Raw genomic sequence first — 17,430 nt, forward strand, 5'->3', positions numbered from 1 at the left:
TGTGTGGTGCCTTCCAGGTGCTCGGTTTTTCCGCCGCGGGCGAGGAAGCGGGCGCCGTATTTTTGGAAGGCGGCTGGAGCAGCATGGGTGTAGTTTGTGTAGGCGTCAGCGTCCGTGACTGTGACGTGGGCAATCCAGTAGGCTTTAGGCATTATTTTTCGCTTTTACTCAGCTCTGCAGTCAGAAGGGTCTTGGCAATATTAGCAGCTTCCGTCAGATGTAACTGAATGGCAGCTGCAGCGGCCTGAGGGTCGTTCGTTTCGATTGCGGAGTAGATTTTCTCGATCCGTTTGTAACCTGCATCATGGCGGTCACGAGTACCCAAAGTCATTGCGCGCAGACGGCTGATGCGGCCGTTGAGTCGCTGTACCACTTCCCATGCAACGTTCTGGCCGCTGATATCAAAAATGCACTGATAGAATAATGTTGTTGCTTCAAACAGGTCGTTTGTTTCGCCGCTGCTGTAGGCCAATTTGAGCTGAGCGAGCGCTTTAGCAAGTTTTTTCTTATCCCCATCTTTGGCCAGTTCAGCGCATTTTTGTGCGGCGCTGGTCTCCAAAAGCATGCGGATTTCGTAGATCTGCTGCGCATTTTCCCAATCCAGTTTGGCAACGATCGGGCCTTTGTTTGGCAGAATTTCAACAAGGCCTTCTGCTTCAAGATACCGGATTGTTTCCCTTACAACTGAACGGCTTACGCCAAGTTGGTCGCAGAGTGGCCGCTCGACCAAACGGTCTCCTGACTGGAAGTGCCCGGCAATGATAGCGGCTCTCATTTTCTCAAGAGCCATATCGCGAAGCGTCATGGTGGGACGCTCAATTTTCAAAGGATTATTTGCAGTAGAGATCATGGCAGCAATCTAGCTTGCGTTGACTTCATTCGCAAGAAGGTATTGACATTCGGTATTATGGTATACCATCTTATCACCATTGAATTTGACAGTGGAATGAACGGAAGACCAATGCCAGCAGAGATACGCAAGACACTTCTTCACGTGGAAGACACGCTGATTGAAGGTGGCAAAAAAGCAGAGACCCCATTGCGGATGATTGCGGCCGTTGCTGTGATCAAGAACCCATGGGCTGGGCAGGGCTTTGTTGAAGATCTGCGTCCGGGCATCCATGATGTTGCACCAGATGTTGGCAGTTTGCTGACGGATATGATCATCAACTTTGCAGGTTCTGGTGAAGCTGTTGAGGGTTACGGTAAAGCAGCTGTTGTTGGTGTGAACGGTGAAGTCGAGCATGCCTCTGCGCTCATTCACACGCTGCAATTTGGTAATTTTTACCGTGAAGCTGTCGGCGCCAAAACCTATCTGGCGTTTTGTAACACCCGCGCTGGTGCAAATGCTCCGATCATGATTCCGCTGATGGACAAGAATGACGGTGGTCGCCGTTCACACTATCTCACCATTCAGCTTGCTATTCCCGATGCTCCGGGCCCAGATGAAATCGTCATCGCATTGGGAGCTTCACTCTCAGGACGCCCACACCACCGGATTGGTGATCGCTATCAGGACCTTAAGGAGCTGGGACATGACGTTGACAACCCTGCAGCTGTCACATCCTAAGGGCACTGTTTGCTACCGTGAGGTTGGCGAAGGTGAGCCGCTTGTGCTGGTCCACGGGGTTGGCATGCAGGATGCTTCCTGGGAGCCGCAAATCGAGCACTTTGCGAAAACGCATCGTGTTATCGCGGTAAACATGCCGGGGCATGGAGGAAGCACTGCGCTTCCTCAAGGCTCTCAGCTGGAAGACTATGTAGCGTGGCTGCATGCAGCGATCTCAGCACTTGGGTTTGAGCAGGTGAATCTTGCCGGTCACTCCATGGGCGCACTGATCAGCGGTGGTTACGCAGCAACGTACCCGGAACGCGTAAAACGCGTTGCTTTGTTGAACGGCGTTTACCGCAGATCTCCAGAAGCTCGCAGTGCTGTGGAGGCGCGAGCTAAGGAAATCGCAGAGGGTAACATCAACATCGACGGACCTTTGAGCCGTTGGTTTAGTGAAAGCATTGCGGATCAGCAGGCGAAAGAAAAAGTCGGCAACTGGCTCCGGGAGGTTGATCCGGTTGGCTATGCGGTCACTTACAACGCATTTGCACATGGGGACGCGACCTATGCTGACAAATGGGAGGAGATCAGATGCCCGGCGCTTTTGCTGACGGGTGATGGTGATCCGAACTCCACCAAGGAAATGGCGGTGGATATGGCCAAGGCAGCGCAGGACGGCATGGTCTGCATCATTGAAGGCCATCGTCATATGGTCAACCTGACAGCACCGGAACAAGTCAACGCCGCAATGGCAAGCTGGTTAAAACAGCCAATAAGAACAAACGGATAGAAAGGGAGATCTACCCGATGACAGCGATGGACCCACGTACATTGAGGAATGCATTTGGTACATTCCTTACCGGTGTAACGGTTGTGACAGCCCACGGGCAGGATGGTGAGCCGCTCGGCTTTACAGCAAATTCCTTTTCAAGCGTTTCTCTCGACCCACCATTGTTGCTGGTGTGTCTTGCGAAAAGCTCCAGCAATTATGATGCGTTGACTGAGGCATCCGGTTTCGCCGTTAACATTCTGGCAGAAACCCAAAAGGATGTGTCCAACACCTTTGCAAGCCGTGTCGAAGACCGTTTTGCGACGGTTGACTGGAAAGTCGGCCCGAATGGCGCTCCGGTCCTTTCTGATGTAGCTGCATGGTTTGATTGCTCAATGCACAATGTGGTGGACGCGGGTGACCATGCAATTCTGATCGGTGAAGTAAAGGCTTTTGAGACCGGCGTTGCCAACGGTCTGGGTTACGCGCGCGGTGCATATTTTACTGCCACACAAGAAGTCAGCTCCATTCAGGTAGATAGCGAAACCGTTGTTAGCGCTCTCTTGGAACGAGACAAAAAAGTGCTGTTTTTTGAAGATGATGCAGGCCAACTGCGGTTGCCAACGCGCAATGTCAGCAAAGGTACTCCAACCAAAGAACTTGCAGCATTACTGGAAGAGGTCGGTGTCCCGTCTTCTGTCGGCTTCATTTACTCCGTCTACGAAGATGAAGAAGCGAATGCCCAGCATCTGGCTTTCCATTGCTCAGCCGGTGAAGGGGCCAGCCAGTCTGGAAACTTCCTCGCGCTGACAGATGATGTGCTGGCGCGCGTGCAGGATGCTGCCACACAGAAAATGCTGGGCCGGTTTGCGAAGGAGACGCAGAAGGGCAATTTCGGCATCTATTTTGGAAATCATGAAAACGGCGAAGTGCGCAAAATCGCACTGGGAGAGTAAGCCATGAAATTTTCACTTTTCATCCATCTTGAGCGCATTTCCGCTGATGAAAGCCAGCAAAAACTCTATGACGAGTTTCTGCAGCTCTGTGAGATTGCAGACAAAGGTGGCATGCATGCGATCTGGACTGGTGAACACCATGGCATGAACTTCACCATTGCGCCGAACCCTTTCATCAACCTTGTAGATCTGGCACGGCGGACCGAAAATGTACGTCTTGGAACAGGAACTGTCATCGCGCCTTTCTGGCATCCAATCAAGCTGGCTGGCGAAGCAGCTATGGCGGATATCATTATGGATGGCCGTCTTGAGCTGGGTATTGCTCGTGGTGCCTACAGTTTTGAATATGAGCGCATGATCCCGGGTCTTGACGCCTGGGAAGCTGGTCAGCGCATGCGCGAGTTGGTTCCTGCCGTCAAGAAGCTTTGGGATGGTGATTTTGCTCACGAAGGTGAGTATTGGCAGTTCCCGAAAACGACGTCTGCACCACAACCAATGCAGGATCCGCACCCGCCTGTCTGGGTTGCTGCACGTGATCCAAACTCCCATGATTTTGCGGTGGCGAACGGCTGTAATGTTCAGGTAACGCCGCTCTGGAACGGGGATGATGAAGTTGAGAGCCTCATGGAGCGCTTCAACGATGCTTGTGAGAAAAGCCCATCCATTCCACGTCCGAAAATTATGTTGCTGCGTCACACCTATGTTGGTGGTGATGAGGCGGATGTTCAGCAGGGCGCTGAAGAGGTCAACCGTTTCTACAACTACTTTGGTGCATGGTTCAAAAACGAACGCCCAATCAATCAGGGTCTTATTGAGCCGCTCAGCGACGACGATATCGCGAACCATCCATTCTACAGCGCAGAGCAGATGCGTACCAACAATGTGATCGGTACGTCTGACAAAGTCATCGAGCGCCTGAAGCACTACGAAGACCTTGGCTACGATGAATACTCATTCTGGATTGATAGCGGCATGACGTTTGAGCGCAAGAAAGCGTCTCTTGAACGCTTCATCAACGAAGTGATGCCTGCTTTCCAAAAGGATGCATGATGAAACGCTTCCAGCACTATATCGATGGTCGTTTTGAAGATGGCTCAGCACAATTTCAAAGTCTGGACCCGGCAACGGGTCAACCTTGGGCAGAAATGCCCGAGGCGCGGACTGAGGATGTAAACCGTGCTGTTGCTGCAGCTGAGCGGGCTTTCTTTGATCCTGCCTGGAGCAACCTAACCGCCACACAGCGCGGCAAGTTGCTTTACAAACTGGCAGATCTGGTTGAGGCGAACGCGTCAAAGCTGGCACAGTTGGAAACGCAGGACACCGGGAAGATTATCCGCGAAACATCTGCCCAGGTGGCGTATGTGGCGGATTACTATCGGTATTATGCTGGCCTGGCAGATAAGATTGAAGGAGCGCACCTTCCAATCGACAAGCAAGACATGGAAGTTTGGTTGCGCCGCGAGCCAGTTGGCGTGGTCGCTGCCATTGTTCCTTGGAACAACCAGCTGTTCCTGTCTGCCGTTAAGATCGGCCCTGCATTGGCTGCTGGCTGTACGTTGATTGTGAAAGCGTCTGAAGAAGGGCCTTCGCCTCTTTTGGAGTTTGCCAAGCTGATTGAAGAAGCTGGCTTCCCGAAAGGTGTGGTCAACATCATCACCGGGTTTGGTGCTGAATGTGGGCAAGTGCTGACATCGCATCCGTCCGTGGCTCATGTCGCGTTTACTGGTGGACCGGAAACAGCAAAGCACATCGTGCGCAATTCCGCAGAAAACCTTGCCAGTACTTCGCTTGAACTGGGCGGTAAATCTCCATTTATCGTGTTTGAAGATGCTGATATCGACAGTGCCGTAAATGCGCAGATATCCGGCATTTTTGCAGCTACAGGCCAAAGCTGTGTTGCAGGTTCTCGTCTGATAATCGCAAAGAGCATCAAGGATGAGTTTCTTGCTCGCTTGAAGGCCAAAGCTGAAGCCGTCGTCATCGGGCATCCGCAGGACATGGCAACAGAGGTCGGCCCTTTGTGCAGCCAGCGCCAGCGCGACCACATCAATGCAGTCATCAAAGCTTCTGTTGAGGCTGGTGCCAAGGTCCTGACAGGTGGTGTGGATTGCGACCGTGATGGTTTCTACTTCCCGCCAACCATTCTGGATTGCTCCGATGTGCCAAATGCTCCTTGTGTGACAACGGAGCTGTTTGGCCCAGTCCTTTCTGTTCTTACCTTTGAGACAGAGGATGAAGCCCTGCAGATGGCGAACGACACAAAATTTGGCCTGGCTTCCGGCATCTTCACACAAAGCCTGACGCGGGCACACCGCATGATAAAGGGCATTCGCTCTGGCATCGTGTGGGTGAACACATACCGCGCAGTTTCCCCCGTTGCTCCGTTTGGTGGACAGGGACTTTCCGGTCATGGCCGTGAAGGCGGACTGCAGGCAGCTTTGGATTACACAACAGTCAAAACAGTATGGTTGCGCACCTCTGATGATCCGATTCCGGATCCATTCGTTATGCGCTGAGAACAGGGAGAACCCCATCCGTAGCTCCTGTTCAGCAGCGGCTGGAGATAAGCCGGCGGTGAAACCCGGCACGGACACAATGTCCGATTAATTTAGCCTGGGAGGGAACTATGGCTATCGAAAAAGAGCACATTCAGAAAGATCTGAATGTTGCCGAAACGGGGCTCTTTAAAGGCCTGCACAACGGAATGTCTATCGCAGCCAAGGCTATGGTTGCGGCATTTGTTGTGTTCACGATTTTGAATGTTGATTATGCCGGTGAGCTGTACGGGGCGGTACGCAGCTGGGTCGAAACAGCGCTGAGCTGGTACTACATCTCCTCAGTCATGATCATCTTCTTCATTTGCATTGGCTTGATGGTCAGCCGGTTTGGCTCCATCCGTCTGGGCGATGATGATGCACGTCCGGAATTCAGCAACTTTGCATGGTTTGCAATGCTGTTTTCCGCAAGTGTATCCATTGGCATCATGTTCTTTGGTGTTGCAGAGCCGTTGTTCTACTTCGACAATTCCGCGGGCTGGGGTTATCCAAACAACCCGTTTGCGGATATGGCTGGCCACAATGAGATGAACATGGACCGTGCAGTTGATGCGGTGCGTGTGACCAACTTCCACTGGGGTCTGCATGGTTGGGCGATTTACACCATCACCGGACTTTGCCTTGCGTACTTCTCATTCCGCAAAAAGCTGCCACTGACGTTCCGTAGTGCTCTTTACCCGATCCTCGGCGAGCGCATCTACGGTCCAGCTGGTCATGCGGTTGATCTGCTTGCCGTGTTTGGCACCGTGTTCGGCATCGCGACATCCATGGGGCTTGGCGTAAACCAGATGGCACAGGGCCTGAATGTGCTGTTTGGCGTTGATCCGGGCACTCTTACCCAGATTGCTCTGGTTATTGGTATTTCTATAATCGCGACACTGTCGGCTGTATCTGGCATTGGTAAGGGTATTCGTATTCTTTCCGAGTGGAACATCGCTCTCACACTGCTGCTGATCCTGTTCTTTGTCGTAGCAGGTCCATCTCAGTGGCTCGCAAGCTTCTTCCTCACATCCGTTGGCGATTACATGTCCAACTTCCTGTCCATGGGCTTCTGGACCGCAAGTGAACCGGGCGATGTGAAATGGCAAGGCGGCTGGACCATGTTCTACTGGGGTTGGTGGCTGTCCTGGGCACCATTCGTGGGCATGTTCATTGCACGCATCAGCCGTGGTCGTACCATTCGTGAGTTTATGTTCGGCGCAATGCTTGTGCCAACCGTGATGGCCTTCCTCTGGATCACCATTTTTGGCGGCAATGCACTGTTCATCGAAATGAATGCACCAGGCGGTGTTGGTACTGCGGGTCTGATTGATACCGTCAACAGCTGGAACCTTGGTGGCGCGCTCTATGGCACCATTGAGCAGATGACCTCTAATGGCACAATCAGCTGGCTGATTGCTGCACTCACCACCTTCTTGCTGGCGACATGGTTTATCACGTCATCCGACTCCGGCACTTTGGTGATCACAACAATCCTGTCTATGGGGAATGCACACCCACCTAAACAGCACCGTGTGATTTGGGGTGTTGCTCAGGGTGTTGTTGCTGCGGCGCTCTTGCTTGCTGGTGGATTATCCGCATTGCAAACTGCTGCCATCGCAGCTGCCTTGCCGATCAGTGCTCTTGTGGTTCTCATGTCATGGGGAATTGTGAAATCGCTCATGCAAGATTCAAGTGCAGTGAGAGACCCTCATGAGGAAGTCGCTCCTGACGGAACGGCTCTGGATCGCGAACTGCGGGCGTAATCCGATTTAACGGAAAATGAACGGAATGGGGGCCACATCTGGTCCCCATTCTTTTCCGGCGTGATGACTATGCCGATGTGACAACAATGAAAGACAAAGGGTGTCGCCATGGACCTGAAGCTGAACAACCCAAGCCTGTTGCAATCCGGTGCATATATCGATGGTAGCTTTGTTTCGCGCCAGAAAACCTTTGCAGTCAACAACCCCTCTACAGGTGAACTGATTGCCAATGTTGCCGATTGCTCGCGCTCTGATGTGGTCGATGCGATCACCGCCGCGAAGACTGCGCAAAAAGCATGGGGCAAGCGCACAGGCAAGGACCGCGCGCAGGTTCTAAGGCGCTGGTTCGACCTGCTGGTTGAAAATGCAGATGATCTTGCAACCATACTGACCGCAGAAATGGGGAAACCGGTTGCAGAAGCAAAAGGTGAGATCCTTTACGGTGCCAGCTTCATTGAATGGTTTTCGGAAGAAGCAAAGCGTATTTACGGCGACACTATTCCGGGCCATCAGGAAGACAAACGCATCATGGTGATCAAGCAGCCAGTCGGGGTTGTTGGAGCGATCACACCATGGAACTTTCCAAATGCAATGATCACCCGCAAAGCTGCGCCTGCACTGGCTGCTGGCTGTGCGATGATCGTAAAACCTGCTGCTGAGACACCTCTTTCCGCGCTTGCTTTGGCATTGCTGGCAGAACAAGCTGGCATTCCGAAAGGCGTGCTGAGCATCCTTCCATCAACGGATGCCGTTGCAGTCGGTGAAGAGCTGTGCACCAACGACATTGTTCAGAAGATCAGCTTCACTGGCTCCACAAATGTTGGCCGCATTCTCATGCGCCAAAGTGCTGACCAGATTAAGAAGCTCTCTCTGGAACTGGGCGGGAATGCACCGTTTATCGTGTTCAATGATGCAGATCTGGACAAGGCCGTTGAAGGTGCACTGATTTCCAAGTTCCGCAATGCCGGCCAAACCTGCGTTTGCTCCAACCGTATCTATGTACAGGATGGTGTTTACGACGCCTTCGCCAAAAAACTTGCGGATGCTGTTCGTAACCTGAGTGTTGGTGATGGCTTCCAATCCGGTGTGACCATCGGACCGCTCATCACAGAAGCTGCCGTTCAAAAGGTGGAATCCCACATCAAGAATGCACTTGAGAACGGCGCGAGAATTGTGTGCGGTGGTGAGCGCAGCGACAAAGGTGGCACCTTTTTTGAGCCAACCGTTCTTGCCAATGTGACCGGTGAGATGGACGTGGCAAGAGAAGAAACGTTCGGTCCGCTTGCTCCACTGTTCCGCTTCAAGGAAGTTGACGAAGCCATTGCAGCAGCGAACGATACCGAGTTCGGCCTAGCCTCTTACTTCTACAGCAATGATCTCTCCACGGTCTACAAAGTGGCGGAAGAGTTGGAGTACGGCATGGTAGGCGTCAACACCGGTCTGATCTCCACTGAAGTTGCACCATTTGGAGGCGTCAAACAATCTGGACTTGGCCGCGAAGGCTCCAAGTACGGCATCGAAGATTATGTTGAGATGAAATACATCTGCATCAGCGTTTAAGAGAGAAAACAAGAATGTCTGACCGGTTTGAAATAGGCCTGAAACAGCGTAAATCCACCCTTGGCGCTGAGTACGTCGAGACCAACCTGGCAAAGGCGGACGACTTCAATCGTCCGTTTCAGGAAGCCATGACCGAATGGTGCTGGGGTTTCGGCTGGGGAGATGACGCTATCGATGCACCAACTCGCAGTCTGATGAACCTGGCCATGATTGGCGCACTCGGCAAAATGCACGAATGGGAACTGCACTGCAAAGGCGCACTGCGCAACGGCGTCACGAAAGAACAAATCCGCGCCGCCTGCCACATCGTCGCCATCTACGCCGGCGTCCCCGCCGGAGTAGAATGCTTCCGCAGCGCAAGAAAAGTGCTGGAAGAGGCGGGGGAGTTGTAGAGCCTCTGTTACTAAGAAGTCTTTTTTGGAGCCCTGCTGATGATATCGGCAGGGCTTTTTTTGATTACGGCAAGTACTGGGCTTCAGTATCACCCTTGACCTTCCAGTCACTGGAAGGATTAGAATGTTGGATACTAAGTTGGGCAGTGCCAGAAGGAATAAAGAAAAGTGGTGCTGTTTTGTGAGCTTGGAGGGATTTGGTTGGGATGGTGAGTATCCCGGCGGTAGCAAAGCACCTTCAGGTCTGAATAGTGTTTTGTAAATCAGGACAGGACCGATGCGTCGTGGATACGCGGTTGTGGCTGGGCTTGCGATTGTAGCAAGTGTTTCGGCTGGGCTAGGGATCTTTATTGGAAGTTCGATGGACTGGACTTCTGACAGGGCAGGCAGTGCTGAAAGTGAAGTTCTATACTGGGTTGCACCAATGGACCCGAGTTTCCGGCGCGATGCACCTGGAAAGTCTCCTATGGGGATGGATCTTGTTCCTGTTTATGCAGGACAGGATGCTGAGCAATCTGGGAGTTCTGTTGTGTTGTCTCCAAATGTGATTAACAGCATCGGTGTACGCACGGCCACCGCCAGCGTTGAGCCTATCTCAGAGAAAATCGAAAGTGTTGGTTTTGTTGGCTATGACGAGCATCGTTCCAGCCAGGTTCACTTACGTACGGAAGGGTGGATCAAGAAGCTCAACATCCGTGCAATTGGTGATCCCGTAGAGAAGGGAGATTTGCTTTTCACTGTCTATGCGCCAGAGGTGACAGTTGCGAGTGCTGATCTGATCCGGGCTGTGCGCCGGAATGATAAGCAAACCGAGCAGAACATCCGGATCCAACTTCAGAATTACGGTATTGATGACGCCCAGATTGATGAGATGGCTCGGGCGAATACTCCGGCCAGGGTCTTCAAGGTGTACGCTCCTCAATCCGGCGTGGTGACCACATTGGAAGCGGCGGATGGCATGTATCTACAGCCGGATTCCATAGCACTTACTTTGTCTGATATGTCCTCTGTGTGGTTGATGGTGGATGTGTTTGAACAGGACATTGCCCGTCTGAGCAAAAACAGCGATGTGCTTGCGAGCTTTGAGCACCTGCCCGGGCAAGTGCTTGAGGGCCGCATCGATTATATCTACCCGGAATTGGATGCGGTGACGCGCACCCTGCCGGTCCGGCTGCATTTTGACAACTCAGAGGGTGTTTTACGTCCGAACATGTTTGGCCGTGTAACCATCATCCCATCAGAAACGCGACGTGCATTGACAATTCCAGCCAGCGCGCTGATCCGCACAGGTTCATCTGATCGGGTTATCCTGCAAACTGAGGAGGGCACGTTTCAGCCACGCATGGTGACGCCGGGCCTGACGGGGCGTTTTGGAGGAGGAAGCAGGACCGAGATCTTACAGGGGCTTGAAGCAGGGGAAGAAGTTGTAACCTCCGCTCAGTTTCTGATTGATAGTGAGAGTTCTCTTTCGGCGGGCATGGCCCGCATGTCTTCTGCGCAAGACGGCCCCATCTGGGTTAATGGCACAGTGATCAACTTTGATGCAGAGACAAACTCCGTCACCATTCGACATGATGCCATTGAGGAGTTGCAGTGGCCAGCGATGGAAACGACGTTTGCGGTCCGTGCAAACCTGAAGAACCACGCATTCCAATATGATAGGTCTATTGAGTTTGCTATCTCAAAGGGGGCTGACCAGCGCTTCAGCCTTGTCGATCTGCGAGATGTAAAAGATCAAGCGTCAAAAACAGCACCTGCTGACACGGTGGGGGCCGATGAAAAATGATTGGCTCCATCATACGTGCATCCATCAGGAACCGCGTGATTGTGCTCATGGCCGCTGTGATGCTGACACTTGGTGGCATCTGGGCGCTGAAAGAAACACCGGTTGATGCAATTCCGGATCTGTCTGATGTGCAGGTCATTATCAAAACCCCTTATGACGGACAGGCCCCTCAGGTCATTGAGGATCAGGTAACCTATCCGATCGCCACAGCCATGCTGTCAGTGCCAGATGTGTTCGACGTGCGCGGGTTCTCGTTTTATGGCGATTCCTACGTCTATGTGGTCTTTAAAGACCGTACAGACCTTTATTGGGCCAGAAGCCGGGTGTTGGAATACCTTGCTCAGGTTGGAGCCCAACTACCTGAAGGCGTGACGCCTGAACTGGGTCCAGATGCGACAGGAGTTGGCTGGATTTTTCAGTACGCCCTGATTGACCGGACCGGTCAACATGATCTGGCACAGCTGCGCTCTTTACAGGACTGGTGGTTGAAGTATGAGCTTCAAACTGTCAGCGGCGTGTCGGAAGTGGCAACCATCGGCGGTATGGTCAAGCAGTATCAGGTGGTCGTTGACCCCAACAAACTACGAGCCTATGGCGTGACATTGCCTGCTCTCATGAGCACGATCCAGAACGCGAACCGCGAGACCAGCGGCAGTGTGATTGAGATGGCAGAAGCGGAGTACATGGTCCGTGCAACCGGGTACATCCAATCTATTGAGGATCTTGAGCAAATCCCGATCAAGGTGAATGAGCGTGGTGCAGCTCTCACCCTGAGCGATGTGGCAGACATCCGCCTTGGTCCGCAAATGCGCCGTGGTGTGGCTGACCTGAACGGCGAAGGCGACTCCGTTGGGGCCGTTGTCATTATGCGCTGGGGTGAAAACCCGCTGAGAACACTTGAGGGTGTGCATGCCAAGCTGGAGGAGCTGAAACCGAACCTGCCTGAAGGCGTGGAGATTGTGACCACCTATGACCGGGCTGGGGTGATTGAGCGAGCAATTGATAACCTAACCACCAAACTCTCAGAGGAGTTTCTGGTCGTGGTTCTGGTGTGTGCAGTGTTTCTCCTGCATCTCAGATCTTCATTGGTCATTTTGATTTCGCTTCCTCTTGGCATTTTGACGGCACTGCTGGTGATGCGTCTGCAAGGGGTGAATGCGAACATCATGTCCCTTGGCGGGATCGCTATCGCTATTGGAGCGATGGTTGATGCGGCCATTGTGATGATTGAGGCCATGCATCGACGGCTTGAGAAGGAACCGAAACCCGATAAGAACCGCTGGAAGATTGTCGCCGAATGCTGTTCCGAGGTTGGACCAGCTCTGTTCTATTCACTGGCGATTATCACCATCAGCTTTCTGCCGGTGTTTGTGCTGGAAGCGCAGGAAGGTCGTCTGTTCAAGCCGCTTGCGTTCACTAAAACCTATGCCATGGCGGCTGCGTCCATTCTCAGCATCACGCTTGTACCGGTACTGATGGGATATTTTGTGCGAGGACGCATTCATCCTGAGGCGAAGAACCCGGTCAATCGGTTGTGCATCGCCTTGTACCGGCCCGCACTTGCAGGCGTGATTGCCTGGCCCAAAACAACGATCATCTTTGCGCTGGTTCTGGTTGCGTCCATTCTTGTGCCGCTGAACCGGATTGGGTCTGAGTTCATGCCGGAGTTGAAGGAAGGTGACTTTCTTTACATGCCGTCACTGTACACCGGTGTTTCTATTGGTAAGGCGCGTGAGGTACTTCAGCAGACGGACCGTATGATCATGCAGGTGCCTGAGGTAAAGACCGTTCACGGCAAACTTGGACGCGCTGAAACAGCAACAGATCCAGCTCCACTGACCATGTTTGAGACCACCATTCAGCTCAGACCGCAAGATCAGTGGCGTGAAGGGATGACGCTTGAAAAGATCCGTCAGGAGCTGGACAAGTCAGTTCAGGTTCCGGGCCTTACAAACGTCTGGATCCAACCGATCAAGAACCGCATTGATATGCTTGCAACTGGTATGAAAACACCTGTCGGCGTCAAAGTGTCGGGGCCGGACCTGCAGGTCATTCAAGACATTGCAGTGAAGATTGAAGGCCTCGTGAAAGGCGTTGAGGGGACGCTGTCCTCTTACGCAGAGCGACCAAGAGGTGCGCGCTTTATTGAAATCGACATCGATCGGAATGCAGCCGCTCGCTATATGCTGAATATCAAGGATGTTCAGGATGTGGTGCAAACCGCGATTGGCGGAATGGATATTGCTGAAAGCGTTGAGGGTTTGGAGCGATACCCCATCAATCTGCGCTATCCTCAGGATTGGAGAAGCAGCCCGGATCAACTTGAGAAACTCCCTGTTGTGACACCATCAGGTGCGCATATTCCGCTTGGAGCTGTCTCTGATATCAACATTGTTGACGGCCCCGGTATGATCCGCTCAGAGAATGCGCGACCAACAGGTTTTGTTTTCATTGATATCGAGGGACGAGACCTTGGCGGTTATGTCAGCGAAGCACAAGAACTGGTTGCTTCCGAAGTCAAAATCCCTGCTGGCTACTCGATCACATGGTCAGGACAGTATGAGTATATCGAGCGTGTTCAGGAACGCTTACAGTTGGTTGCGCCCGTGACATTGCTGATCATCACTCTGATGCTTTTCCTCGCATTCAACCGCGTGGGTGAAGTGGCAATCATTCTGACGTCTCTGCCAGTCGCGCTGACAGGCGGTGTTTGGTTTGTTTACGCTCTGGGGTTTGACTTGTCGGTTGCCGTACTGGTCGGCTTCATTGCCCTGGCAGGCGTGGCTGTCGAAACAGCCATCGTGATGTTGTTGTACCTGAACCTTTCCTGGGACAAGCGCGTGGCGTTTGCCAGGAAAGAACACAAGGTCCTCACCGCAAAAGATATCCTTGATGCCGTTGTCGAGGGTGCCCTGTTACGATTGCGGCCAAAAGTGATGACCGTGGCAACCATCTTTGCCGGGTTGATACCGATCATGCTGGGCAGTGCAACAGGCTCAGAGATCATGAAACGGATTGCAGCCCCAATGGTTGGCGGCATGATCACCGCAACACTGCTGACACTCTTCGTTATTCCGGCAATTTATGTGCTTTGGAAGAGAGCCCTACTATCTGCCTTGAATAAAATCACCGCAGAAGAAGCCAGTGAAAGTCTGGAGAAAACAAAGACTAAGTGATGTTTCGCTGTCATTTACCTGATGGCCAAAGTCTTTTCATTTTCCTGATGATTTTAGTCTTGACCTTCCAGTCGCTGGAACCCTTAGGGTGCCTTCAATAGACAATGAAATGGTGAAATTATGTCCCACAGTTCAACACTGAAAATGCAAGTCGAAGGCATGAATTGTGCGTCTTGCGTCGGTCGTGTCGAGAAAGCACTCAAGAGTATTTCGGGTGTGGCGAACGCCTCTGTCAATCTTGCAACAGAAAGCGTACAGGTCAATTACGATGAGACCCTCACGCCGCAAGATGTGGCCGATGCGCTTCAGAAAGCTGGCTATCCAGCGCTCACAGAAAGCATCACCTTTGGTGTTGAGAACCTGAGCTGCGCGTCTTGTGTGGGACGAGCTGAAAAGGCTTTGCGAGCCGGAAATGGTGTTCTGGAAGCCAATGTTAATCTGGCAACAGAAAGTGCGACAGTGCATTACGCAGTGGGGGCGATAACACCCTCCGCGATTGCTGAACTGGTCACCTCAGCAGGGTATCCTGCTACATTGGACAAGACCGAGCCTGCTGAAGCAGCTCACCGCAAAACAGATGAGATCCGTCAGCTTAAGAGCAAGGTGTTGCTCGCTGCCGTGCTGGCACTTCCAGTTTTTCTTATCGAAATGGGAAGTCACTTCATTCCCGGCGTCCATATGCTGGTTGAGAACTCACTTGGTTTGCAGAACAGTTATTATCTGCAGTTCATCCTGACGACTGTTGTGCTCTTTGGACCGGGCCGACATTTCTACACCAAGGGCTTCCCGTCGCTCTTAAAAGGCGCACCGGATATGAATTCTCTGGTCGCACTTGGGACCTCCGCCGCTTATGTATTCTCTCTCGTTTCAACTTTTGCGCCGCAATTGCTTCCGGCGGGAACCGTAAACGTCTATTACGAGGCCGCTGCTGTAATTGTCGTCCTCATCTTGCTAGGCCGCTTTCTGGAGGCACGCGCCAAAGGCAGAACTGGCGAGGCGATCCAGAAACTCGTTGGCATGCAGGCTAAAACCGCGCGTGTTGAGCGCGATGGCGTGGCGACAGAAGTCCCGATTGAAGAGATCATTGTCGGTGATGTCATTCAGGTGCGCCCAGGTGAAAAGATCGCCGTGGATGGTGCCGTTGTCTCAGGTTCTTCCTTCGTGGATGAGAGCATGATTACAGGTGAGCCAATCCCGGTTGAAAAGGCCTCTGGTGACGATGTTGTCGGCGCAACAATCAACGGCACAGGTGCCTTAAGCGTGCGTGCAAGTAAAGTTGGCAATGATACCGTTCTCTCACAAATCATTCAGATGGTGGAACAGGCTCAGGGTGCCAAGCTGCCAATTCAGGGATTGGTCGACAAAATCACGTCGTGGTTTGTGCCAGCTGTGATTACCATTGCGATCCTCACCGTTGCTGTGTGGTTCCTGTTTGGCCCTGATCCCGCGCTTAGTCTTGCTTTGGTCGCCGGTGTTGCTGTGCTTATCATCGCTTGCCCATGTGCCATGGGGCTTGCAACGCCAATCTCCATTATGGTTGGTACAGGCCGCGCAGCCGAACTTGGCGTCCTGTTCCGCAAAGGCGATGCGTTGCAGATGCTTCAGGAAACCAAGGTGGTTGCCTTGGATAAGACCGGCACACTCACTGCCGGACATCCGGAACTAACAGACATTATCCTGCATGAAGGTTTTGAGGAGGAAGATGTTCTGCGATTGGTTGCAGCTGTTGAGCAAAGCTCCGAACACCCCATTGCAAAGGCGATCGTGCAGGCCGTCGAAGAACGTGGCATTGCGCTTCCAAAACCAGAGAGCTTTAACTCTCTGACTGGATTTGGTGTCAGTGCGGTTGTGCAAGGGCACGATGTTCTGGTTGGTGCAGATCGCTTGATGGACCGTGAAGGCATTGTACTGGAACAGCTTTCTGTTGATGCAACCGTACTTGCAACTAGAGGAAAAACCCCGCTTTACGTTGCTATTGATGGAAAAATTGCAGCGGTAATTGCAGTTGCTGACCCAATCAAGAAAACAACTCCGGATGCGATCAAGTCCCTTCATGGGCTTGGCTTGAAGGTTGTGATGATAACAGGTGATAACCAGAAGACAGCCAACGCCATTGCAGCCGAACTTGGTATCGACAGCGTGGTTGCCGAAGTTCTGCCTGACGGCAAAGTCCGTGCGCTGGAAGACTTGCGTAAGAACGCTTCCGGTAAACTGGCCTTCGTGGGCGACGGAATCAATGATGCGCCTGCTCTGGCAGCAGCAGACGTTGGTATTGCCATTGGCACCGGCACTGATGTGGCAATTGAAGCCGCGGATGTCGTTCTGATGGCAGGAGACCTGAACGGTGTGGTCAATGCGTTCCACATCAGTCAGCAAACCATGCGCAACATCCGCCAGAACCTGTTCTGGGCATTCAGTTACAATACACTGCTGATCCCGGTTGCTGCTGGCGTGTTATATCCATTCGGTGGCCCGCTTCTGTCTCCTGTACTGGCAGCAGGTGCTATGGCACTTTCAAGCGTGTTTGTCTTAACCAACGCATTGCGGTTACGCTGGATCAAAGCAACAACTGCGCATTAAGAGGGATGGAACGACGATGAATATTGGCGAAGTAGCAGAACGCTCCGGCATCCCGACCAAGACCATCCGTTATTATGAGGATATTGGGTTCCTTCATCCCAAACGGAACGAAAACGGCTACCGGATCTTTGAGGAAACGGAGCTGCACAAGCTAACATTCATTGGCCGTGCCCGTTCTCTCGGGTTCAACATCGAAGAGTGCCGGGCCTTGCTGGCACTCTATGAAGACAAAGAACGCGGCAGTTCTGACGTCAAAAAGATCGCGCAACAACACGTGAAAGAAATCGAAGCCAAAATCGCCGACCTCATCGCCATGCGCGACACACTCACCCACCTCATAACCGCCTGCGCCGGCGACC

Annotated in this window: 14 protein-coding genes; 12 read left to right on the forward strand and 2 right to left on the reverse strand. The window is 52.6% G+C overall.

All coding sequences use genetic code 11. The annotated features are described in order from the left end of the window. Together PPL9_RS31500 and PPL9_RS21295 are read right to left on the reverse strand one after the other, a co-directional pair. Positions 1–152 (reverse strand): DUF1330 domain-containing protein (locus PPL9_RS31500; protein WP_152986788.1); only part of this gene is annotated, 152 nt, incomplete at its 3' end. Beyond that, a complete protein-coding gene (locus PPL9_RS21295) occupies positions 152–850 on the reverse strand; it encodes a GntR family transcriptional regulator (protein WP_057464606.1) in 699 nt (232 codons plus the stop codon). The genes PPL9_RS21295 and PPL9_RS31500, both read right to left, overlap by 1 nt. Before the next feature lie 111 nt (positions 851–961). On the opposite strand from PPL9_RS21295, the gene PPL9_RS21300 reads away from it, so the two are divergent. The 12 genes from PPL9_RS21300 to PPL9_RS21355 form a co-directional block, all read left to right on the forward strand. Next, the gene (locus PPL9_RS21300; RefSeq protein ID WP_057464621.1) at positions 962–1,570 is read left to right on the forward strand and encodes an amino acid synthesis family protein; all 609 of its coding nucleotides are present in this window, start codon (positions 962–964) and stop codon (positions 1,568–1,570) included. Then, a complete protein-coding gene (locus tag PPL9_RS21305; RefSeq protein ID WP_057464607.1) occupies positions 1,536–2,342 on the forward strand; it encodes an alpha/beta hydrolase in 807 nt (268 codons plus the stop codon). The genes PPL9_RS21300 and PPL9_RS21305 overlap by 35 nt, the downstream gene beginning before the upstream one ends. 17 nt (positions 2,343–2,359) lie before the next feature. Then, entirely contained in the window at positions 2,360–3,277 is a 918-nt protein-coding gene (locus PPL9_RS21310) for a flavin reductase family protein (RefSeq protein ID WP_057464608.1), read from the forward strand. Positions 3,278–3,280: 3 nt separating this feature from the next. Next, positions 3,281–4,327, forward strand: a complete 1,047-nt coding sequence (locus PPL9_RS21315; protein WP_057464609.1) for an LLM class flavin-dependent oxidoreductase — start codon at positions 3,281–3,283, stop codon at positions 4,325–4,327. Then, positions 4,327–5,793 (forward strand): aldehyde dehydrogenase, encoded by a 1,467-nt coding sequence (locus tag PPL9_RS21320; RefSeq protein WP_057464622.1) that lies wholly within the window; start codon positions 4,327–4,329, stop codon positions 5,791–5,793. The genes PPL9_RS21315 and PPL9_RS21320 overlap by 1 nt, the downstream gene beginning before the upstream one ends. 110 nt (positions 5,794–5,903) lie before the next feature. Next, positions 5,904–7,577 carry a BCCT family transporter gene (locus PPL9_RS21325; RefSeq protein WP_057464610.1) on the forward strand — a complete coding sequence of 558 codons (1,674 nt, stop codon included), beginning with the start codon at positions 5,904–5,906 and terminating at the stop codon, positions 7,575–7,577. Positions 7,578–7,685: 108 nt separating this feature from the next. Further along, positions 7,686–9,137, forward strand: a complete 1,452-nt coding sequence (locus PPL9_RS21330) for an NAD-dependent succinate-semialdehyde dehydrogenase (RefSeq protein WP_057464611.1) — start codon at positions 7,686–7,688, stop codon at positions 9,135–9,137. A gap of 14 nt (positions 9,138–9,151) precedes the next feature. Continuing rightward, positions 9,152–9,529: a carboxymuconolactone decarboxylase family protein gene (locus tag PPL9_RS21335; RefSeq protein ID WP_057464612.1), complete on the forward strand. Its 378-nt coding sequence runs from the start codon at positions 9,152–9,154 to the stop codon at positions 9,527–9,529. 277 nt (positions 9,530–9,806) lie between these two features. After that, complete coding sequence (locus PPL9_RS21340; protein ID WP_057464613.1) at positions 9,807–11,315, forward strand: efflux RND transporter periplasmic adaptor subunit; 1,509 nt, start codon at positions 9,807–9,809, stop codon at positions 11,313–11,315. Continuing rightward, positions 11,312–14,491 carry an efflux RND transporter permease subunit gene (locus PPL9_RS21345; RefSeq protein ID WP_057464614.1) on the forward strand — a complete coding sequence of 1,060 codons (3,180 nt, stop codon included), beginning with the start codon at positions 11,312–11,314 and terminating at the stop codon, positions 14,489–14,491. Before PPL9_RS21340 ends, PPL9_RS21345 begins: the two co-directional genes overlap by 4 nt. 120 nt (positions 14,492–14,611) lie before the next feature. Beyond that, positions 14,612–17,071 (forward strand): heavy metal translocating P-type ATPase, encoded by a 2,460-nt coding sequence (locus PPL9_RS21350; RefSeq protein ID WP_208989526.1) that lies wholly within the window; start codon positions 14,612–14,614, stop codon positions 17,069–17,071. A gap of 16 nt (positions 17,072–17,087) precedes the next feature. Further along, positions 17,088–17,430 (forward strand): MerR family DNA-binding protein (locus tag PPL9_RS21355; RefSeq protein ID WP_057464615.1); only part of this gene is annotated, 343 nt, incomplete at its 3' end.

It is taken from the genome of Pseudovibrio sp. POLY-S9 (genome assembly GCF_001431305.1).
Classification (GTDB): domain Bacteria; phylum Pseudomonadota; class Alphaproteobacteria; order Rhizobiales; family Stappiaceae; genus Pseudovibrio.

Coding starts and splice junctions, on each gene's coding strand:
- PPL9_RS21320 (WP_057464622.1), top strand. CDS start 4,327: ATGAAACGCTTCCAGCACTATATCGATGGTCGTTTTGAAGATGGCTCA.
- PPL9_RS21300 (WP_057464621.1), top strand. CDS start 962: ATGCCAGCAGAGATACGCAAGACACTTCTTCACGTGGAAGACACGCTG.
- PPL9_RS21340 (WP_057464613.1), top strand. CDS start 9,807: ATGCGTCGTGGATACGCGGTTGTGGCTGGGCTTGCGATTGTAGCAAGT.
- PPL9_RS21350 (WP_208989526.1), top strand. CDS start 14,612: ATGTCCCACAGTTCAACACTGAAAATGCAAGTCGAAGGCATGAATTGT.
- PPL9_RS21330 (WP_057464611.1), top strand. CDS start 7,686: ATGGACCTGAAGCTGAACAACCCAAGCCTGTTGCAATCCGGTGCATAT.
- PPL9_RS21315 (WP_057464609.1), top strand. CDS start 3,281: ATGAAATTTTCACTTTTCATCCATCTTGAGCGCATTTCCGCTGATGAA.
- PPL9_RS21345 (WP_057464614.1), top strand. CDS start 11,312: ATGATTGGCTCCATCATACGTGCATCCATCAGGAACCGCGTGATTGTG.
- PPL9_RS21325 (WP_057464610.1), top strand. CDS start 5,904: ATGGCTATCGAAAAAGAGCACATTCAGAAAGATCTGAATGTTGCCGAA.
- PPL9_RS21310 (WP_057464608.1), top strand. CDS start 2,360: ATGACAGCGATGGACCCACGTACATTGAGGAATGCATTTGGTACATTC.
- PPL9_RS21305 (WP_057464607.1), top strand. CDS start 1,536: ATGACGTTGACAACCCTGCAGCTGTCACATCCTAAGGGCACTGTTTGC.
- PPL9_RS21335 (WP_057464612.1), top strand. CDS start 9,152: ATGTCTGACCGGTTTGAAATAGGCCTGAAACAGCGTAAATCCACCCTT.
- PPL9_RS21295 (WP_057464606.1), bottom strand. CDS start 850: ATGATCTCTACTGCAAATAATCCTTTGAAAATTGAGCGTCCCACCATG.